This is a genomic window from Sporosarcina sp. So3-204 (assembly GCF_058068165.1).
Genome location: NZ_CM176485.1, coordinates 3377813 through 3398358 on the forward strand (window position 1 = coordinate 3377813; position 20546 = coordinate 3398358).

Annotated in this window: 20 protein-coding genes; 2 read left to right on the forward strand and 18 right to left on the reverse strand. The window is 37.0% G+C overall.

Features of this window, described 5'->3' with window-relative positions:
- Positions 1–79: 79 nt before the first annotated feature.
- Together AC3RV6_RS16665 and AC3RV6_RS16670 are read right to left on the reverse strand one after the other, a co-directional pair.
- Positions 80–1009, reverse strand: coding sequence for a manganese-dependent inorganic pyrophosphatase (locus tag AC3RV6_RS16665; protein ID WP_489747075.1), 930 nt, complete (start codon positions 1007–1009; stop codon positions 80–82).
- Between the two features lie 45 nt (positions 1010–1054).
- A complete protein-coding gene (locus tag AC3RV6_RS16670; RefSeq protein ID WP_489747076.1) occupies positions 1055–1498 on the reverse strand; it encodes an Rrf2 family transcriptional regulator in 444 nt (147 codons plus the stop codon).
- 163 nt (positions 1499–1661) lie between these two features.
- On the opposite strand from AC3RV6_RS16670, the gene hmpA reads away from it, so the two are divergent.
- Positions 1662–2849, forward strand: a complete 1188-nt coding sequence (gene hmpA / locus AC3RV6_RS16675; protein ID WP_489747077.1) for an NO-inducible flavohemoprotein — start codon at positions 1662–1664, stop codon at positions 2847–2849.
- Positions 2850–2868: 19 nt separating this feature from the next.
- Here the strand turns inward: hmpA and AC3RV6_RS16680 are convergent, their stop codons facing one another.
- The 16 genes from AC3RV6_RS16680 to hflX all read right to left on the reverse strand — a co-directional run bounded on the left by AC3RV6_RS16680 (position 2869) and on the right by hflX (position 19848).
- Positions 2869–3660, reverse strand: a complete 792-nt coding sequence (locus AC3RV6_RS16680) for an alpha/beta fold hydrolase (protein ID WP_489747078.1) — start codon at positions 3658–3660, stop codon at positions 2869–2871.
- Positions 3661–3803: 143 nt separating this feature from the next.
- A complete protein-coding gene (locus AC3RV6_RS16685) occupies positions 3804–4859 on the reverse strand; it encodes a YkvI family membrane protein (RefSeq protein ID WP_489747079.1) in 1056 nt (351 codons plus the stop codon).
- 203 nt (positions 4860–5062) lie between these two features.
- Positions 5063–5653: a DNA-3-methyladenine glycosylase gene (locus tag AC3RV6_RS16690; RefSeq protein WP_489747080.1), complete on the reverse strand. Its 591-nt coding sequence runs from the start codon at positions 5651–5653 to the stop codon at positions 5063–5065.
- Positions 5654–5699: 46 nt separating this feature from the next.
- On the reverse strand, positions 5700–6590 hold the full coding sequence (locus AC3RV6_RS16695; RefSeq protein WP_489747081.1) for a glycine betaine ABC transporter substrate-binding protein: 891 nt from the start codon (positions 6588–6590) through the stop codon (positions 5700–5702).
- Positions 6591–7226, reverse strand: coding sequence for an ABC transporter permease (locus AC3RV6_RS16700; RefSeq protein ID WP_489747082.1), 636 nt, complete (start codon positions 7224–7226; stop codon positions 6591–6593).
- The gene (locus AC3RV6_RS16705) at positions 7219–8187 is read right to left on the reverse strand and encodes an ABC transporter ATP-binding protein (RefSeq protein WP_489747083.1); all 969 of its coding nucleotides are present in this window, start codon (positions 8185–8187) and stop codon (positions 7219–7221) included. Before AC3RV6_RS16705 ends, AC3RV6_RS16700 begins: the two co-directional genes overlap by 8 nt.
- Positions 8188–8202: 15 nt before the next feature.
- Positions 8203–9942 (reverse strand): ABC transporter ATP-binding protein, encoded by a 1740-nt coding sequence (locus AC3RV6_RS16710; protein ID WP_489747084.1) that lies wholly within the window; start codon positions 9940–9942, stop codon positions 8203–8205.
- 162 nt (positions 9943–10104) lie between these two features.
- On the reverse strand, positions 10105–10752 hold the full coding sequence (locus AC3RV6_RS16715) for a uracil-DNA glycosylase (protein WP_489747085.1): 648 nt from the start codon (positions 10750–10752) through the stop codon (positions 10105–10107).
- Positions 10753–10890: 138 nt separating this feature from the next.
- A complete protein-coding gene (locus AC3RV6_RS16720) occupies positions 10891–11547 on the reverse strand; it encodes a hypothetical protein (protein ID WP_489747086.1) in 657 nt (218 codons plus the stop codon).
- Between the two features lie 198 nt (positions 11548–11745).
- A complete protein-coding gene (locus tag AC3RV6_RS16725; RefSeq protein WP_489747087.1) occupies positions 11746–12960 on the reverse strand; it encodes an MFS transporter in 1215 nt (404 codons plus the stop codon).
- A gap of 309 nt (positions 12961–13269) precedes the next feature.
- Complete coding sequence (locus AC3RV6_RS16730; RefSeq protein ID WP_489747088.1) at positions 13270–14250, reverse strand: siderophore ABC transporter substrate-binding protein; 981 nt, start codon at positions 14248–14250, stop codon at positions 13270–13272.
- A 21-nt stretch (positions 14251–14271) separates the two neighbouring features.
- Positions 14272–15033 (reverse strand): iron ABC transporter ATP-binding protein, encoded by a 762-nt coding sequence (locus AC3RV6_RS16735; RefSeq protein ID WP_489747089.1) that lies wholly within the window; start codon positions 15031–15033, stop codon positions 14272–14274.
- The gene (locus AC3RV6_RS16740; RefSeq protein WP_489747090.1) at positions 15030–15980 is read right to left on the reverse strand and encodes an iron chelate uptake ABC transporter family permease subunit; all 951 of its coding nucleotides are present in this window, start codon (positions 15978–15980) and stop codon (positions 15030–15032) included. The genes AC3RV6_RS16735 and AC3RV6_RS16740 overlap by 4 nt, the downstream gene beginning before the upstream one ends.
- Positions 15973–16923, reverse strand: a complete 951-nt coding sequence (locus AC3RV6_RS16745; protein WP_489747091.1) for an ABC transporter permease — start codon at positions 16921–16923, stop codon at positions 15973–15975. Before AC3RV6_RS16745 ends, AC3RV6_RS16740 begins: the two co-directional genes overlap by 8 nt.
- A 351-nt stretch (positions 16924–17274) precedes the next feature.
- Positions 17275–18171: a DUF6612 family protein gene (locus tag AC3RV6_RS16750; protein ID WP_489747092.1), complete on the reverse strand. Its 897-nt coding sequence runs from the start codon at positions 18169–18171 to the stop codon at positions 17275–17277.
- A gap of 405 nt (positions 18172–18576) precedes the next feature.
- Entirely contained in the window at positions 18577–19848 is a 1272-nt protein-coding gene (gene hflX, locus AC3RV6_RS16755; RefSeq protein ID WP_489747093.1) for a GTPase HflX, read from the reverse strand.
- Between the two features lie 221 nt (positions 19849–20069).
- Between hflX and AC3RV6_RS16760 the strand changes: the two genes are divergently transcribed.
- Positions 20070–20537, forward strand: a complete 468-nt coding sequence (locus AC3RV6_RS16760) for a nucleoside deaminase (RefSeq protein ID WP_489747094.1) — start codon at positions 20070–20072, stop codon at positions 20535–20537.
- Positions 20538–20546 lie beyond the last annotated feature (9 nt).

The window sequence follows — 20546 nt, forward strand, 5'->3', positions numbered from 1 at the left end:
AAAATCACAGCTCGAATTAGCAATAGATAAATAAAAAAAGGCTACGCCATAAAATCAGCGTAGCCAAAACTTACTTTAATTATTTCAACACATCTGTTAATACAGGTACAATTTGCTTCTTACGTGAAACGATACCTTTTAATGTCGCTGTATTATTAACCAAAATGACATTAAATGCTGAACAAGCACGAACTGCTTCTTCGCCAAGTGCTAAAACAATCGAATCATTATTGATGATATCTGTCACGACAAACAGGAATAAACCCAATCCTTTTTTAACAATAACGTCTCCGATTAGTAATTCTAACTCTTTTTGATTCTTCATAACCTCGGCTATATCAACTGCATTCACTTGTGCAATCTCAATTTTTAATCCGCCGTCCAATGTAAATTCTTTTGCATCAATTGATAGTAACTCCTTAAGTGTTTTCCCACTTAAATCAGCACCTGCTTTTAGCATTTCTAGACCGTACACAAGCGGATCTATTTCAGCAATCTGAGCCAATTCCTCTGCTGCCAAACGATCTTCTTCTGTAAAAGTTGGTGATTTAAATAACAGTGAATCCGAAATAATTGCTGACAGCATTAGTCCAGCAATATTTTTAGGAATCGCTACATTATGCTCTTTAAATAACTTATTTAATATTGTCGCAGTACAACCTACTGGCTCGGCACGGTAGTAAAGCGGATCGCTCGTTTCAAAGTTTGCAATTCTGTGGTGATCCACAACTTCAATAACTTGTACATCATCAAGATCATCCACACTTTGTTGCTTTTCATTATGATCAACCAGAATAACCTTACTTGCTTCAGGTGCAGCTTTTTCGATTAAACGCGGCCCTTCAAAACCAAAATGCGCCAATGCATAAGCTGTTTCATTTGATATAACACCTAAACGCACTGCTTCCGCATCCACACCAATTTGCTGTTTAAGATACGCATATGTAATTGCTGATGAAATTGAATCTGTATCTGGATTTTTATGCCCAAAAATTAAAATTTTCTCCATTTAAATAATTCCTCCTGCTCTTTCTTATAATCCTATGCTACTTTATCACAATTTCTCGCCTAATAAAATAGCAGCAAGTCCTTCATTGTTTTCCACAAAATCAGCAAGTGTATAACTATCCAACACTTTTAGATAAGCGGCCAAGGCTTCATGCAAAACGCCTTTCAATCGGCAAACCGGTGTAATGACACATTGATTCGTTTCACAATTAAAACATTCAACAAGATAGAAGTCGTCTTCCGTCTTGCGTACTGTTTCACCAATATTAATTTGATTCGGATTTACATTTAGCCGAATGCCGCCTCCACGCCCACGAACAGTCTCAATGAGGCCCATTTTCCCAAGCTCATGTACTACTTTCGTTAAGTGATTTTTCGATATCTTATATGTATCTGAAATTTCTTGAACTGTAGATAATTCATCTGTTCCCTTAATGCCAAGATACAGAAGAACGCGTAAAGAAAAATCTGTATACATTGTTAAACGCATAATATCACCGCTTTTCCTCATGCTATTATAGCCAATATGTCGAAACTGTGAAAGGAATGTGACTAAAAAAGCAACACTCTTTAAACATGTATTTAATATATATCTTTAAATAATGATAGCTGTTATGATTGGTTTATACAAATAAGAAAGGTCGTGCTTACCCATGCTATCAAAAGAAACGATCGACATTATCAAGTCGACTGTACCCGTCTTAGAAGAACACGGAAAAACAATTACAACAGTTTTCTATAAAAATATGTTCGAAGCGCATCCTGAACTTTTGAACGTTTTCAATCATGTGAATCAGTCACAAGGTCGTCAACAAACAGCTCTTGCAAATGCAGTTTATGCTGCTGCTGCAAATATCGATAACTTAGGCGCAATTTTACCAACTGTCGTTCAAATTGCACACAAACATAAATCATTAGGCATTAAAGAAGATCAGTATCCGATTGTTGGCTACTATCTTTTAGGCGCAATTAAAGAAGTACTCGGTGATGCTGCAACTCCTGAAATTATTGGTGCATGGGGAGAAGCATACGGTGTTATTGCGGGGGTATTTATCGGCATTGAAAAAGAAATGTACAATACAGCTGAGCAAGCAGACGATGGTTGGAGAGATTTCAAAGACTTTAAAATTGTTGATAAAGTTGAGGAAAGTGACGTCATTACATCGTTTTATCTTAAACCCGTAGACGGTAAAAATGTTCCTTCTTATAAGCCTGGTCAATACATTACAGTACGCATTACAATTCCAGGTGCTGAATATACTTTAAACCGTCAATACAGTTTGTCTCAAGCAGAAACAGGTGACTTGTATCGAATTTCTGTAAAACGCGAGTCAGAATTTGAAGTGAATGGCGTCGTTTCCGTTTACCTTCACAATAAAATGAATATTGGTGACACTTTAGAAGTAAGCGTACCTGCTGGAGATTTCCACCTTGATACTGAAAGTACAGTCCCGGTTACTTTTATTAGTGGCGGTGTAGGAATCACGCCTATGATGAGCATGTACGAAACAATTTCAAAAGTTTCACCTGAGCGTTCTGTCGCATTCTTACATTCAGCACGCACTCGTAAACACCAAGCATTTGATGACCAGATTCGTAGTATTAATGCTTCATTACCTAATTCAACATATAAAGCACTTTACTCAGAAGAAGGCGATGGTTTCATTAACAGAGAGTTCCTCGCATCTAACGTAATAGAAGGCAGCGACGTTTATGTTTGTGGACCCGTTGCATTTATGCAAGTCGTAATAAAAGAATTATATAGCATTGGCGTTACTGAAGATAAATTACACTTTGAGTTCTTCGGTCCAGCAATAGCGCTAGAAACTGCAAACGTTTAAAATATTAAAAAGCCGCTATTCAATTAGCGGCTTTTTTTTGTTCTATTTTATTAATATACGCTATCGATAATCGGTTAAAAACTTCAGGTTGATCAATATTACAAACATGACCAGAATCTTCAACTTTAGCAAACTCAAAACCCTTATTCCGACGGACAACTTCCTCAATTGGCGGAATGAATAAATAATCCTCATCCCCCATTAGAAACAATGTAGGTATAGCTGTTGTTGAGATTTGGAGATTTGATAAGTACGGATTAATAAGCTTTGTCAGCGACATCCATTTAATGAATTCTTTTTGACACATTTTCTTAGCTTCATTAACAAATGCTAATCTAGATTCTTCATGCTTTTTTAGCGGCATCAGGATATAGGCAAATGTTTTATAAAGAAACATGTAAGGAACAAAAGACTTCGTCGCACGTGCGGTCCATAATAATAGTTTTGTACGTATATCAAAACGGATTATTGCTCCGCCTAAAATGAGTGACTCAACACGTTCAGGATGATTATCAGCCATCGTTTGTGCCACAACCGTACCCAGTGACATGCCGATTACATGGGTTTTCTCAATATTTTTTTCATCTAGTACTTCAATAACTTCTTTTGAAATATCAGAGAAAGTATCCCCTTTTTCCCAAAGACCTCTACCAGATTGTCCATGTCCTCTTAAATCTAAAAGAAGAACATTATGGTTTTTCCTAAATTCGCGTATTTGTTTAAACCAAATTGAAGAGCTACCGCCCGCTCCGTGGAGAAAAGTTACCCACGGGTTACTTGGGTTTTTTTCAAATGTTTTATAGTGAAGCAAGTCTTTCATCCTTCCGATGTAACTTGTACTTAGTACTATTAAAACATTTTTAATCGGATAAATCCAATGCAATCCCAGATATGTATAGTAAAAGGTCAGCATATTATCACGCTGAATAGCGAGACTATATGCTGACCTTCATATTATCTATTAACTTTAGGCGGTAGTCTAAATGACGCTAAAATAAGTGCTGCAACGAGAAACAATCCTAAGTACCCAATTAAAGGATAAAAGAATTCTACTAAATCAGTAAATCCTACAAAACTTGCAGCAAACCCGATGACAAGAGATATAACAATAAACACTTTAAACTTCTTCGTACCCGCTTCCATAAAGCGTGAACCAAAAGCAAAGAACATACTAACAGCTGTATTGAAAATCATTCCAAATAGTATGAGGGACATGAGTATTCCAAAAACTGGTGATATATCAGATACTATCTTCAACATCGGTAAATCATAATCCGCAACGATATCCACTTTCGAAAAGATAGCAAGATGGCTTAAAAGTATTAGCAAACCAAGACCAACGCCACCAACTAATCCACCCCAAGCAGCGATTTTCTCATCTTCTTCTGCCCCACCCATTACAAGTGCCATTGATGCACCTAACGCAATATTAAATGACACATAGTTAATTCCAGCAATGAACCAATTTGGCAACGTTGTTTTTACATCACGCGCAATTGGATCCAGAACACTGAAAGACGTATCCATCGTTACTAAGCTATAAATTGCAACAATGACTACCGTTACAATTAGAAACGGCGTAATACTTCCGATAACCGCCACTACTTTATCAACACTTAGCATTGCAGTTAGAAAAATCATAACAACCATAAGTAAACTTCCAATAAAAGGTTCTAAACCAAACTGCTGATTTAAATTTGAACCAGCGCCAGCAATCATTACGACCCCGACACCAAAAAGGGTGAAAATAATAATGTAATCAACAATAACACCCAAATAACGACCACTAATTTTATATATGACGTCTTTATGTGACGTTGCTCTTAAACGACTTCCCAGTCTAGTTAAAGTCATACCTAAATATGCGAAAAGTACAGACGCTATTATAGCTGCAATCGTTCCTAAACTACCGAAACTCGTGAAGTAGAGTAAAACTTCCTTACCAGAAGCAAATCCTGCACCTACAATAATTCCTATGAAAGCACTTGCCATTTTCAAAACTTTCCCCATTACTTCATCCCATTTCTTCTAGTTGCATTAAAACAAAATCAGTTCTAATTATCCGACTTAAAAAAGGTAATATACGAAAACATAACACGACTATGTACGTTTTACAAACTTCAAAAGTCAAAAAGAACCAGCTGCTAAATCTGTTCTTAGTTTATTTCTCGAATAGGATAACTACTTAAAACCTAAACTTAATATTAAATAACTCAACGAAATTTAGAGACAAATGCATTGTCTTTCTCATAAAATCGCCATGGATAATGAACAGCTTCACCTGAATTTCCTATACCAACGCGAGGGCCTGCTGCTATTTCGTTAACACCAGGTCCTTCAGCAATAAATAATGGTCGCTCTGTCCAAAAATGTCCATAATAATCCTTCGTTATTCCTAATGCTTTCGTCAATTTCCCCGGACCGTTCGTTAAGTCTACATCTTTAAATTGAGTACCTCGATTTTCTCTCATAAACTCTATTCCCTCCACCGGTTCAACTGCACGGATGAGAATAGCGTGCGGCGTTCCAACATCTCCTCCGACAACATTTATTAAAGTATGCGTGTGCATCTGGTAAGTGTATACAAATCCCGCCTTCTCGAACATAATTTCAGTTCGCTTCGTTCTGCGATTACCAAAACTATGTGCCGCTTGGTCCTCAGCACCTTGATATGCTTCTGTTTCAACAATCTTAGCCACAACTATCCCGGTGGGCAATTCATGGACAATAAACTGTCCTAATAAATTTCGAGCCAGCTCCAAACCTGATACTTCAAAAAATGATTCATCAATGGGTTTATACATAAGTGAATGGCCTCCATTATATATATATACCAACAATACTTTCCTTTTATTCCTTAATTAAACCCTTATCTAAAAGGAATGCTCTTGCTACATCCTCAGGTTTTTGTTTATCCAAATCAACATGGGCATTCATTTGCATCATCTCTTCAGCACTAATCTTCCCACCTAGCTCATTTAAAACCTTCTCAAGATCCGGATATTTCTTCAAAGTAGCTTGACGAACAACAGGTGCAGCTTCATACTTCGGAAAGAAACCTAAATCGTCTTTTGTAGTCGCTAATTCAAATAGTTGAATTCTGCTATCTGTTGTAAATGCGGGAATTAAATCTACATCTCCATTTTTTACAGCTTCATACATAACATTTGGATCTAGACTTTTTGTGCTAGCAAAAGTATATCCATATGTCTTTACCATATCTTCAAATCCGTCACCTTTACGCTCGTAAAATGCATGTGGTGCACCAAATGTCATTGCGTTTTCTGTTGATAATTGTGCTAGCTCTGAGTAAGTTTTAGCCTCTATATCTTCATCTTTTAAATAAGCAAGCGTATAGCCGTTTTCAAATCCTAACGGCTTAAGCCAAGTCACTTCAAACTTGTCCTCATAACCTTTTTTCACACGTTCATATACACTCTCTACGCTTTCACCTGCAGCAGATTCCTCTTTCAATACATCTTTCAAACCCGTACCTGTATATTCAACATATAAATCAATATCACCTTTTTCGATAGCTGGCGTCATAATCGCTACTTCACCTAGCCCATCTTTGTAAGTTACTTTGTAATCCGTTTTTTCTTCAATATATATACCTAATACATACGGCAAGATAAACTGTTCAGTCCATGGTTTCCCACTTATCACTATTTCATCTTTTTGACCACATCCGGCTAGTATTATTGTTAATAAAAGTAATAATACTCCTAAACTTCTTTTCAATTAAATTCCCCCTTTTGGTGTTATTTTCTTCTCTACCCTTTTTAACATGAAATCAAAAGCTATCGCTAACAATGCTACTGGAATTGCACCAGCCAGAACAAGCGCATTATTATATGACTGTAATCCTCTATAAATAACGTCACCCAATCCACCAGCACCAACAAATGTTGCAAGTGTCGCAACCCCTACCGTAAGTACAGTAGCAGTGCGAATGCCCGCCATAATAACTGGTAAAGCAATCGGCAACTCTATCTTCTTTAATATTTGGTTCGGGGTCATTCCCATGCCGCGACCTGCATCAATAATCGATTCATCGACCCCCGTTAACCCCGCATATGTATTTCTAACAATCGGTAGTAATGCATAAATAACAAGCGCAATTAGTGCCGTTTTCGATCCAATCCCAATAATCGGTACCAAAATTCCGAAAAGTGCTAGACTCGGTATCGTTTGTAAAACCGCTGTTATCCCGATAATTGGTTCCGCAAAACGACTATAACGAGCCACAAGAATACCAGCGGGTAACGCTATTAAAATACCGATTGCAAGTGCTGTGAATGAAAGAAATATATGTTGTAAAAAAGCTTCAGTTATTAAATCAGATCGACTACTAACGGTTTCTATAAAGTTACGCATTAGTAACGCCCCGCTCTCTCATCGATGCTTTCAATAAAGAATGATGGCCGACTATCCCAACTGGCAATCCATTTTCCATAATAGCTAATCGACTATTCGGGTTAGCATCCAACATATTTATCGCTTCTTGAACTGTTGTTGCCGAATCACATTCAACAACATGTCCAGTCCATGTTTCATCAAAAAACGATTGAAACTCTACTAATAGTCTTTGACTAAAATCTCTACGACTATCAATTCTTTCCTGTCCAATAAAATCACGCACAAAATCATTTGCCTGGTGTTCAATTAAATCAACCGGCTTTGCAATTTGTTCTATATGACCATCCCGCATCACGATAATTGAATCCGCAATTTCCAATGCCTCATCCATGTCATGAGTGACAAACACAATTGTTTTCTTTATTTTCTGCTGTAATTTTTTTAATTCTTTTTGAAGTTGTTCCCGACTAATTGGATCAAGCGCAGAAAAAGGTTCATCCATTAAAATAATATCTGGATCACTCGCCAGCGCGCGACTAACACCAACTCTTTGTTGTTGCCCACCTGAAAGTTCAAATGGATAGCGCCCTTTAAATGTAGTCGGATCCAAATCAACCATTTCAAGTAACTCATGGACACGGGATGCAATTCTCTTCTTATCCCATCCTAATAATTCTGGAACAAGTGAGATATTTTCTTCAATTGTCATATGTGGTATAAGGCCGATACGTTGGATGACATACCCTATTGAACGCCTAAGTTCTACCACATCCTTTTCGGAAATCAGTTGCTCATCTATATATATATCGCCTTCAGTCGGTTCTTCCAATCTATTAATCATCCGCATTAATGTCGTTTTCCCACAACCACTAGGTCCAATAATTGCAGTCAATTGATGCGTCGGGATTGTTACCGAAACATTTTTCAATGCCTTTGTCCCGTCTGGAAACTGTTTCGTTACATTCTCAAATCTAATCAAAATTTCATCTCCCTGTTAAGACAATCCTTGCCCTGCTGCAAACTCTCGGTATAACTTATGTGATTTAAATAGTTCATCATGCTTCCCACTACCCGTTATCTGCCCAGCTTCGAGTACGAGAATTTGATCAGCGTGAAGAACAGTTGCCAAGCGATGCGCAATGATTAACGTCGTTCGGCCTTCCATTAACGTTGATAATGCCTCTTGGACATGTGTTTCTGAACCACTATCTAAATTCGATGTTGCCTCATCTAATAAAAGAATTTTAGGATTGTGAAGAAGTGCTCTCGCAATTGCAATTCGCTGTCTTTGTCCGCCCGACAATTTCATGCCACGCTCCCCTACTAACGTTTCAAACTGTTCATCCATTTCTTCAATAAAATTAAGAGCGTTTGCCGATTCTGCAGCTCGGATAACTTCTTCCATTGTTGGGCGTACATCCAATCCATAAGCAATATTGTCTAATATAGAACCACTTAGCAAAGGACTCTCCTGCGAAACGTAACCAATTTGCGCACGCCAAGTTGAAAGTGCAATGGTATCAATTGGGGTTCCACCAATTGTAATATTCCCTTTAGTTGGGTTATAAAACCTTTCCAACAACGAAAATACTGTTGTCTTTCCCCCGCCACTTGGCCCTACAAAAGCCGTAACTGTTCCTGGATGTGCTTCAAACGAAATGCCGCCTATAATTTCTTTACCAGATTCATATTCAAAATAGACATTATTGAAACAAATCTTGTCATCCCTGACTGTTTTGACGCCTTCCGCGACTTCACTTTCCATTTTAAGCATTGCTTGAATTCGCTCCGTAGCACCAACCGCTTTCTGGAATGAAGTGAAAAACGATGCCATCTGCGCAAATGGGATAATTATTTGAAACATAAAGAAGATAATTGCAACAAGTGTACCTGGCGTCAAATTCCCACTCGAAACTTGTGCACCACCATAACCAAGAATTACAACTAGAATACTCATCATAATCAATGTCATCACAGGTGAAATAATTGCCTGGATTCTTGCTTCCTTTAAACCAAAACTAAACAATGAACGAATCGCCTTCTCACCTTGTTTACCTTCAGCCGGTTCTGCTTGATACGCCTTAACAAGTCGAATATCACCAAGAACACGCCCTAAATGTCCTGAAAACTTCGCCATCTCAGCTTGAGTTGCTTTGGCAATTTTGTTCATAATTTTACCAAGCGGGAAAATTATGGCCATACTAATTGGAATACTTATAAGCATAATAAGTGTCATTTCCCTATCTAAGAAAAACAATATAATAATAGAGCCGATAATTGAAATAGTCCCCGATATAAACGTCACAAAATGATTAGTCACAAGATCTTTCAGTGTTGTCGTATCTTGCGTAATCCGGCTCATCGTCTCTCCGGTTTCATTGGCATCATAATACGACACCGGTAAACGAAGTACCTTAAACCACAACTTCCCACGCAAATCCGCAACAATGGTTTCCCCTATGTATGTTAATAAATAATAAGAAACTCCACCCGAAATAGCTTGGACGATGAAGATAATGAACAATACTGCAGCTGTTTTCCAATTAAATAAAGCCTCTGTCAATGTATCCACTAGATTCTTCGTAATCAGTGGAATGACGAGGCCAGCAACAGTTTCTATAAGTGATAAAGTTAGTGCAATAACTGTCACAGCTATCGGCCACTTCAAACTTTTTAATAGAGTAAAAAAGCTCTTTGTTGAAGAGGTATTTTCCATCTTCCCCTTGTTTTTCATGTTTTCCTACCTTCCTATTTGTGGTATCAAATATATTGGACAGTTTGACGCGTATATCAGCGCTTACGAGTGTTATATCAGTGTTTAATAAGTTTATATCAGCGCAACTAAGTGTTATATCGGCGCTCACGTAGTATATATCGGCAAATCATTACTTTAGAACTAATCCATTTTTGCAAGTAACCGACCAATTTCTAACCAATCTGCTTCTAAGGAAGGTCTGTGCGACGGGCGATAAAAAACGGATGCAGGATGAAATGTCGGAACAATTTTATACGTTGCATCCGTCAATGTAAACGTTCGGTCGTCCAAGTTTTCCAAATACTGAACTCGTTTTTCGAGCAATTGACCATGTAGTTCTGTCACTTTCGCGGTTTTTCCCAACAAGCGCTGTAAACCAACATTCCCCAGCGTGACGATCAATTTTGGTTTCACATTTAACAGTTCATAATCAAGTATAGGCGCATGCGCAATAATTTCTTTTTGTTTTGGTGGTCGATTATATTTTCTTTCTGTCATAGTACCGTCTCGTTCTTTTTTCTCTCCCCAACGATACGGTCTACTCCGAACCGCACTTGAAATATACACATCATCTCGTGTCAAACCTATTGTCGCAAGTGACTTCATCAACTCTTTACCAGCTCGACCAATGAAAGGAATACCATCAACAAGTTCAAATTCTCCTGGCGCTTCACCGATTAGCATCAGTTCTGGCATGCGTGGTCCCTCACCATACACAAATCCTTCTACTGGAAATCCCTCTATTCGTTGTTTACCAAGCTCGGCAATCGACTCTGGAATACGAAACATCAGAACACCTCTTTCAGTATTGTTAAGTTTAACAATAATCATCATTCCACTAAAGAAAAGACTACCGGCATTCATCTTTCCTTTTAATTAAAAACGGCCCAACACAAGGTTTCCCCATGTGCTAGGCCGACTATCCATTCATTCTTCTACTTCAAAGTTTGGATCTCTTTCATCCGCAATTGCAAACTCAAGCGAATAACCGCTTTCATCGTTTACTATATATTTAACTCCTTGGTGAACCGTTTGGATCTCCAAATCATCTCCATCATCACTAGAATCAGTTAAACTTAAATCCTTCATAATACCTTTAATATCCTTATCAGATAGTTCTTTATTTGTTGATTTAATTAAAGTTTTAATTAAACCAAAAACAATTTCCCTAGATTCATAATCTTCTGCTTCTAAAAGTGCGGATGTCAACTCAGGTCCGTCTTCATAAATAAGACCCGTTACTCGATATTCATCAGTTAACTCTACAGATGCCGTCTTAAAGCTTCCCTCATGTTCAGACCATTCATAATCCCCAATTTCAAGATCTATTTCATTCTCGGATCTATACTCATTAAAATTCTTTTTAAAATCATCCATTGTGATACCGATTAATAATTCTTCTTGTGGAATTTCCTCTTCTTCATTCACCAACTCATCTATCTCTTCGCTTTCTTCTACAGTATTGGCTTCATCTTCCTTTTTAACAGTCGACTCATTCGATTTATCTTGCTTGTCATTGCCACATGCTGTAAGTGCGATAACTAGAACAATACCTAATAATAAAGATTGCAATACTTTTTTCATATGTATATTCCTCATTCCTATCTGCTTGTTTACATTTTTAACTATAGCAAGGAGATACTGGTAATATCAAAATAAATACCCTACTACAGTCATAATTGAGCATAATAGCACAGCAGTTCCTTGGCGTTGTACTTATTTTATCCTACATTCGAAACTTCCGCTTTCTGCTTCCGCCATAATAAAAGGTAGGCTCTTTATTTATTCTAACTCTAATTGTTTCGTCTCTGTCCCTAAAAACACAACCGCTAGAACACCGATTATAATAGCACCACAGAAGATACTAAAAATCAAACCAAAACCATAGCCAGCTCCAAGTAATGATCCAACAAGTAAAGGCCCAAAAATGCCACCTATTCTTCCAACTGCTGCTGCCATCCCAGAACCCGTTGCTCGAATAGCAGTTGGATATTGTTCAGGTGAATACGCATATAAAGCACCCCATGCACCCAAATTGAAAAAGGATAATAACGCACCAAATAAAAGTAACATCGGAAGCGTATCAGCATTCCCAAAAGCGAGTGCGCTTAGCGCAGTCCCAATTAAATAAGCTGACAATACAAATTTTCTTCCCACTCGTTCTATTAGTACTGCCGCTGAAAAATAACCCGGAAGTTGTGCTAATGTCATTATTAGAACGTAACCAAAGCTTTTAATCATACTGAAGCCTTTTAAAACCATGACACTAGGTAACCAAAGGAACATTCCGTAATAAGAAAAAACGACTGTAAACCAGACAATCCAGAGCATTAATGTTCTTCTGATATACTTTTTCGACCAAAGCATTTTCAGCTTTCCACCAGCGGACTGTTTTGGTTTACCATCCTCCACAAATTTCGGTGAATCTGGTAACTTTCTTCTTAAATAAATCGCATAAAATGCGGGAAGTGCAGTAATAAGGAGTGCGATTCGCCAACCGTAGTCCGGAATAATAAAATAAGCAATGAGCGCGGCTAATAACCAACCTACTGCCCAAAAACTTTCTAATAACACCACAACTTTCCCACGCTCTTTCGCATCTACACTCTCAGAAACAAGCGTTGAAGCAACAGGTAATTCTCCACCGAGCCCAGCACCAGCGAAGAAGCGTAGAATTAAAAATACCGTAAGCGACATCGCTAAAGCAGACAAACCACTAGCAACTGAAAATAAAACGATTGTCATCATAAAAACTTGCTTACGCCCAATACGATCCGCTAAAAGACCGAATCCAAAGGCACCAACAGCCATTCCAATTGAATTGACACTTCCTATCCAACCCATCTCAGATGGTGTTAAGTTCCACTCAATAGCAATCGCCGCAATTACAAATGATAATATCCCTACATCCATAGCATCGAACATCCAACCAGTACCCGCGAGTCCAAGTAATTTATTACGAGAAATTTTATTTTGCTTGTCCATGTTTTTATCCATGCTCAATCCCCTTATTGTAAAAGTCGTACAGTTATCCTTTTATTGTAAGGTTCTTCAGTTAATTTAACAAATCATCCAATATGAATCAATTTCACAATAGATATGTCATGTTAGGAATCCGAACAACTTTATTTCCGTTACAGACGGACGTAATCTTCCACTATAATTAAGGCTTAAACTACATAAACGTTCGGAGAGTTAGTTAGAATAAGGAATTATAAAATTGGTTCATATACCTAATTTAATCAAAAAGAGACCAGTTCACTTAAGAACCAGTCTCCATTTGTTCAACTTATGTTAAAAAATATATTATAAAGCTTGTTCCATCTCTTCAATCATTTCTTTCATTGATTTAAGTCCGCCACCAGATAGGTACCAGATTTCTCCGTCAAGATAAACAATTTTATCGTTTTGGAATGCTGCTGTTTTCTTCACTAAATCATTTTCAACAGTAGCTTTCACTGTAGAATCTGCGCCAATTGCAGTATCACGATCTATAACAAAAAGAATATCTGGGTTTGTTTCTAAAATATATTCGAACGTAATATTTTGTCCGTGTGTTGAAGCTTCAATTTTATCATCTGCAGCTTTAAAGCCAAACACGTCATGAATAATACCAAAACGTGAACTTGGGCCGTATGCACTTACTTTACCTTCACTACCAAGAATTACTAAAGCTTTACCATCTACACCACTTGCTTTTTCATTAATTTCAGCAATTTCTTCTTCGATATCAGCTAGTTCTGAAGCAATTTCATCTTCTTTATTAAATATTTCACCAATCGTATTCAAATTATTTTTAAATGATTCCATATAGTTAGTAGTATCGATACCTAAATAGATTGTTGGTGCAATTTCTTTAAATTCATCGTATAGGTCAGATTGACGACTAGAGATAATAATTAAGTCTGGTTGCATTGCATGAATTGCTTCAAAGTCAGGCTCTTTCAAACTTCCTAAGTTTATATACTTTTCATCTTCAAACTTTTCAAGGTAACTAGGAATTGTTTTCTTTGGAAGTCCTGCAACTTCAATATCTAACTCATCAAGTGTATCAAGCGTACCAAAGTCAAAAACAACAATTTTTTCAGGGTTTTTCTTGACTTCAACAGGCGACTCATCAAGTTCATGTTTCACTTCAACAACATCACTTGCTGCCTCTTCTTCTGGTGCTGCCGTTCCTTCAGCCGGTTTCTCTGATGATGAATCTGTTTTCTTATCTCCAGCTCCACATGCTACAAGTAAAGCCATCATCGCGAACATCATCATTGCTATTAAAATCTTCTTCATTATATAATCATCCTTTTCTATTTAAGAGTTAAAGTAGACGCAAATGCGACAGTTATTTAGCTGTTGAATCGGGATATCCATATCATAAATTTCTTTCAAGGATTCCGTGTTAATAATATCATTAGTCGGTCCATCTTTCACAACTTTACCGTCTTTTAAAGCAACTATTCTGTCCGAATAAACAGAGGCAAAGTTAATGTCATGAAGTACGATTACGACTGTTTTCCCAAGATCTTCGACTAGCCTTCTAAGAATCTTCATAATCTGGACAGAGTGCTTCATGTCAAGGTTATTAAGTGGTTCATCGAGTAATATATAATCAGTATCCTGCGCAATAACCATAGAAATAAATGCGCGCTGACGTTGTCCACCAGATAATTCATCAAGATAGCTATGCTGCATATCCGCCAATTCCATATAATCTAATGATTGTTCAACGATTCGAAAATCCTCTGCATTCAAACGACCCTTCGAATGGGGGTAACGACCAAATGAAACAAGTTCACGAACAGTTAAACGGACATTCATAAAGTTTGACTGTTTTAAGATAGAAACGCGCTTAGCAAAGTCGTTGGACTTCATTTTCTTCATATTATGATTATCAACGAGCACTTCACCTGTATCTGCATCAAGCAAACGACTAACCATTGAAAGTAACGTCGATTTACCAGCGCCATTTGGTCCGATGAAAGATGTAATTTTACCACGATGTATTTCTACATTAACATTTTCAACGACCGCTTTTTTGCCATAAAATTTCGTTAATTCTCGGACTTTGATCATGATGATCGACTCTCCTTTAATAGTAAGTAAATGAAGTACACGCCACCAACGAAGTTAATAATTACGCTTAGTGTTGTAGAAAATGTAAAGAGTCTTTCCACAATCCACTGACCACCGACAAGCGCAACTACGCTCATAATCGATGCTCCTAAAATAAGCACTTTATGTTTATATGTTTTGAAAAATTGATAAGATAAATTTGCAACAATAAGACCGAAAAATGTGATTGGTCCAACTAGCGCGGTAGATACCGCGATGAGTACAGAGGATAAGATAAGCATTTTCCGAACAATCGCTTGATAATCTACACCTAAATTAATAGCCGTATCTTTACCTAAAGAAAGAACATCAAGATCATTCATTGATTTCAATCCAATTAGTATTACAATGACAATAATTCCAGCCGCCCACCAAACGAGATCTCCACTCACGTTATTGAAGCTTGCGAACATTTTATCTTGCACACTTAGGAATTCACTAGGATCAATGAGTACCTGTAAAAATGTTGAGATACTACCAAAAAACGTACCAACTATAATTCCTACAAGAAGTAAGAAATAAATTGGTCTTTTCCCTGATTTAAATAAGAACTTATATAGTAGTAACGCGAAAATAATCATAGCCATTACTGATAATAGGAAATTCACATGTTTATTGACAATTGTCACACTAGTTGAACCTAGAAAGAAAATCATGAGTGTTTGTAACAACATATAGAGTGAATCAAACCCCATAATACTCGGTGTCAAAATCCGATTATGTGTAATCGTTTGGAAGATGATTGTTGCATAAGCAATTGCTACACCTGTTAGCGCCATTGCGAGGACTTTTATACCTCGGCGCGGCAATGCATAATCGTAGCTTCCATTTAATCCTTGGAACAAATATAAACTACAGAACAAGAGCGCAAGTAAGCTTAGAATTATCATTTTGGTTGAGTTACGCATAGGCTTTCCCCCTAAACAATAAGTAAAGGAAGATTCCGCTACCGATAACGCCTACCATTAAACTAATTGATATTTCATAAGGATATATAAGTACACGCCCTAGAATGTCACAAACGAGTACGAAAATCGCACCAAGTAAAGCGGTATGCGGTAACGTCTTCTGTAAATGATCTCCTTTAAAGATGGAAACAATATTCGGTATAATTAACCCAAGAAAAGGAATCATCCCGACTGTCAATACGACAGTTGTTGTAATTAATGCGACAAGTATTAAACCGATATTCACAATTCGTCTATAAGCAAGTCCAAGGTTTTTTGAAAAGTCTTCACCCATTCCTGCAACCGTAAATCGATTGGCGTATAAATAAGTTAGTATTAGGACTGGAACGCTTATGTATAATAGTTCATATCGACCTTTCATGATCATTGAAAAGTCACCTTGCAACCAAGCTGACATATTTTGAATGACATTTGCTTTGTATGCGAAAAATGTTGTTACCGATGATAATATATTCCCGAACATAATCCCAACGAGAGGTATGAATATTGCATCCTTGAATTTAATGCGATCAAGAATTTGCATAAATAGTAGCGTGCCGGCAAGCGCAAATACAAATGCAACAATCATCTTTTCAATCGTAGAAGCATTCGTGAATAAAAGCATCGAAACCAATATCCCGAGTTTTGTTGCGTCTAGCGTCCCGGCCGTCGTAGGCGAAACAAACTTATTCCTACTTAGCTGTTGCATTATAAGACCCGCAATACTCATCCCAGCACCTGCAAGGAGAATAGCAACAAGTCTAGGCAATCGACTAATTAAAAATATTTCCGTTTTCTCCGATTGGAAATCTAGAAGATCCATCGGTGTGATACGACTCACTCCTACAAATAAAGATAAGAAGGATAGGCCAATTACAGCAACAATTAAATAACGTTTCTTCATAGGACGGGACGCCTCGATATCGATTATTTGAATCTAAATGAGAATCACCTGTTGAAAACGATTATCAATTAGACTCAATAACAACTATAACACGGTGAGAATGAATGTCAACACTAATTGACAATGATTATCACTAAGGGTTTAACTATCCAATAAATTATCTTTAACTTGGCATAAATTGGCATAACTTGCAGTAGCATGTAGGTAATTCAAACACCAACTCAATACGTTGCGAGGGCAAATCTACTAGCAACGAGAATAAACAGCAACCCAATCAACGCGGAACTCCACATGACAAATAAAAAACACATACAATGTGTCTAACTACATTGCATGCGTTTGGTTTTCTAGTTACTCCAATACACTATCAAGAACGTCTTGAGGGACTTGTATTTCTTTAATTTCATTAATCTGCGTTGTAACCAACATAACTTCTTGAGTCACTCTAGCCTTGTTATCATCTACGCCCATTTCCATATCCATTACAATTTGATAAGCAGTTGTGTTAAAAGTTTTTTTGTCAATAAAGATTTTATAATCTAATTGGTGAATGACAATCTGCTCCAATTCCTCTGTACCGTCCCCAAGAATATCTGATAGTCCTGATGATGCTAACCCCTCTTGAATCAGTACTTTAAACTTATCTCCTGAGCCATTCAAAGTCATAATATATTCTTGATCATTTTCATCAAAACTAAAATCCTTTGCAAACTCTTCAAATACTTTGTAATCTAAAGTTGGCTCCAATTCGTCTATCAATGAATCTTCAGTTCCTTCATAATACTCCTTTGGAACTTGTACCCACCCACCTGTTTCAGGTTCATTTACGAAAAGTCCTTCTTCTGTCATATACATTTGCATCGATACCGGTTCAGCACCGTTAATATTGATTTTTGTATGTTGGCGCAATGAGACTGGAGCTAAAATCATATCCATTTCCATTTCTACTTTATTATTTATCTCAGCCTCTAAGTTTGCAGACTTAATGTTTTGAATAACATTCATTTTCGCATGTAAACTTTGAATATTATTTGCGGATTTATATGCTTTATTAAAAATCTCCTCAGCGGTCATATCACTTTTTTTCTTTTCATCCGTCACAATTTTAGTGTCTGCCTTACCTTTTACAGTTGTCGTATCTGTCGTATCTGTCGTATCCGTCTTAGTCTTATCATCAGTGGTACTAGCACATGCAGTCAACACAAGAATTAGAAGGCCTATCACAAATGCGTTTATCCAATGTTTCAAATTCTTACACCCTTCCCGAATCCAATTTTTGTATACTATTAAATTCAATTATACAACATTATTCAGTTTAAATTTCCCTAAATCTACCAATCAATAAAATCACATATAACGTATTACATTTTCGAGTTAAGTCTACAGACCCATCACTGCCTATAAAATCTTTCAATAATCTACACGTATAACTCTCCATTATTATGTGCATATTATAGTTATCCCCCTTTCTCTAAAATAAAAAAATGCACCCCATGACTATATTAGTCAAAGGTGCATTTTTTCATGTGAATTAATCAATTTCATAACAGGGTTTTATTGCTACACCATCATAATAAATAGTTGAGTTGAAGCGTTCTTAAACTATAGGTTGCGTGTTGTAGCAGATTAAGGTCATTATAAAATTGATTCGTATTAATAAATTAAAACGAATTCATCAAATCGCTCACGGTCACCCGGAAACATTTCAACAGTCATTATCGTACCCGATTCATCATAAGTGGTTTCTTTTACATTCGCTTTTTCATTTAGATAGGAAACAATATCTCCCCGATCAAAAGGAACTAGAAGTTTGCATGTTACATATTTACTAAATATATGTTTAATAATAAGTTCTGCAAGCTCATCCAAGCCTGCACCTTCTTTGGCAGACAACCAAATATTATCGTCACTAACTTTTGGATACTTAACATCCGCAAGATCTGACTTATTAAAAACGTTAATTGTTGGTATACCCTCAACGCCTACTTCTTTTAATGTTTTATTTGTCACATCCATCATGAACCTGTATTCCGGATGTGAAACGTCTACAACTTGTAGAAGTAAATCCGCGTCTCGAGCTTCTTCTAATGTAGATCGAAATGCTTTGACAAGATTATGTGGTAATTTCCCAACAAAACCGACCGTATCAGTTAATAAAAATTCTTTATTATCAGGCAACTTAACATGTCTAACGGACGTATCAATCGTCGCAAACAGCATATCTTTTTCAAAAACATGCTTACCTACTTCAGTATCAATTTTCTCTAAAACCGCATTCATTAGCGTTGACTTACCTGCATTGGTATAACCTACAAGTGAAACAACAGGAATGCCACTTTTCTTGCGCTGCTTTCTTTGAGTGACGCGTTGATCTTCCATGCTATTTAAATCTCTCTTTAACTTAGCTATTTGGTCAACAATTACACGACGGTCAAGCTCTAACTTTGTTTCTCCGGCGCCTTTGTTTTGGAAACCGCCACCAGTTCCACCGCCCTGTCTACTTAATGATGCACGTAATCCAATAAGACGGGGTAACATATATTGTAATTGTGCAAGTTCTACTTGCATCCTAGATTCACTCGATTGTGCACGTCTTGCAAAAATATCAAGTATGAGCATTGTACGATCAATTACTTTACATTCAAGTCCGTTTTCCAAATTACGTATTTGAGAAGAGGAAAGTTCATCGTTAAAGATAATTAAGTTCGCATCCATTTCTTCATAATAACTGCGAATTTCAGCAATCTTTCCCATCCCTACATATGCCGCTGGGTTAATTCTCTCCAAGTTTTGCTTAACTTGGCCAACAACCTCTACATTTATAGCTTTTGCAAGATTTCCTAACTCTTCCATTGAGTACTCAAAATGCTCGTCTTTTTGAGTTTGAACACCGACAAGTACGGCGCGTTCCATTAAAATATCCAATTAAATGACTCCCTTCGAACATCTGTATCTACTTTCATTTTAACACACAACATTTTATCGCCCTAACAATGCATTTATATTCAAGTATATCCTATCGTCACTATCAGTAATCCATCATTAACTAACCAAAGTATTTTAAATATACTGTATAATAGACATAGTTCTTAATATCCCACGCGATTTCCTGGGAAATATACATAAAACGACAGGAGGAAATAAGTATGACTCACGAAAAATGGCTTGAACAAACAGTTCAAATGGCTACCGATAATGTAAATGAAGGCGGAGGTCCATTTGCAGCAATCATTGTAAAAAATGGCGAAATTATTGGTAGAGGAACGAATCAAGTTCATATTCTTCACGATCCATCCGCTCATGCAGAATTACTTGCTATAAGAGAAGCATGTGAAAAACTTTCTACAACCGACCTTTCGGATTGCATTATATATGCAAGTGGAGAACCATGCCCAATGTGTCTTGGTGCATCTTATTGGGCTAATATTGGTAGCATTTACTATACTAGCACATTATCCGAAGCGTTGACTGAAGGTAAAATCGACTATCCGTTATCAAACTTCTATTCTGATCAAAATGAAACTCCTGAAAACCGTACAGTGCAGAATATCTATTTAAGTACGCAAAATGCTTTAGAACCTTTCACACAATGGCATGTAAAGAATCAAAAATAATATAAGCGT

What these genes read in the sequence shown, in the direction of transcription:
- AC3RV6_RS16725 (WP_489747087.1), bottom strand. Translation starts at nt 12,960, where the DNA reads ATGGATAAAAACATGGACAAGCAAAATAAAATTTCTCGTAATAAATTA.
- AC3RV6_RS16730 (WP_489747088.1), bottom strand. Translation starts at nt 14,250, where the DNA reads ATGAAGAAGATTTTAATAGCAATGATGATGTTCGCGATGATGGCTTTA.
- hmpA (WP_489747077.1), top strand. Translation starts at nt 1,662, where the DNA reads ATGCTATCAAAAGAAACGATCGACATTATCAAGTCGACTGTACCCGTC.
- AC3RV6_RS16715 (WP_489747085.1), bottom strand. Translation starts at nt 10,752, where the DNA reads ATGTTTCGTATTCCAGAGTCGATTGCCGAGCTTGGTAAACAACGAATA.
- AC3RV6_RS16745 (WP_489747091.1), bottom strand. Translation starts at nt 16,923, where the DNA reads ATGAAGAAACGTTATTTAATTGTTGCTGTAATTGGCCTATCCTTCTTA.
- AC3RV6_RS16735 (WP_489747089.1), bottom strand. Translation starts at nt 15,033, where the DNA reads ATGATCAAAGTCCGAGAATTAACGAAATTTTATGGCAAAAAAGCGGTC.
- AC3RV6_RS16700 (WP_489747082.1), bottom strand. Translation starts at nt 7,226, where the DNA reads ATGCGTAACTTTATAGAAACCGTTAGTAGTCGATCTGATTTAATAACT.
- AC3RV6_RS16665 (WP_489747075.1), bottom strand. Translation starts at nt 1,009, where the DNA reads ATGGAGAAAATTTTAATTTTTGGGCATAAAAATCCAGATACAGATTCA.
- AC3RV6_RS16670 (WP_489747076.1), bottom strand. Translation starts at nt 1,498, where the DNA reads ATGCGTTTAACAATGTATACAGATTTTTCTTTACGCGTTCTTCTGTAT.
- AC3RV6_RS16685 (WP_489747079.1), bottom strand. Translation starts at nt 4,859, where the DNA reads ATGGGGAAAGTTTTGAAAATGGCAAGTGCTTTCATAGGAATTATTGTA.
- AC3RV6_RS16740 (WP_489747090.1), bottom strand. Translation starts at nt 15,980, where the DNA reads ATGCGTAACTCAACCAAAATGATAATTCTAAGCTTACTTGCGCTCTTG.
- AC3RV6_RS16690 (WP_489747080.1), bottom strand. Translation starts at nt 5,653, where the DNA reads ATGTATAAACCCATTGATGAATCATTTTTTGAAGTATCAGGTTTGGAG.
- AC3RV6_RS16760 (WP_489747094.1), top strand. Translation starts at nt 20,070, where the DNA reads ATGACTCACGAAAAATGGCTTGAACAAACAGTTCAAATGGCTACCGAT.
- AC3RV6_RS16710 (WP_489747084.1), bottom strand. Translation starts at nt 9,942, where the DNA reads ATGAAAAACAAGGGGAAGATGGAAAATACCTCTTCAACAAAGAGCTTT.
- AC3RV6_RS16720 (WP_489747086.1), bottom strand. Translation starts at nt 11,547, where the DNA reads ATGAAAAAAGTATTGCAATCTTTATTATTAGGTATTGTTCTAGTTATC.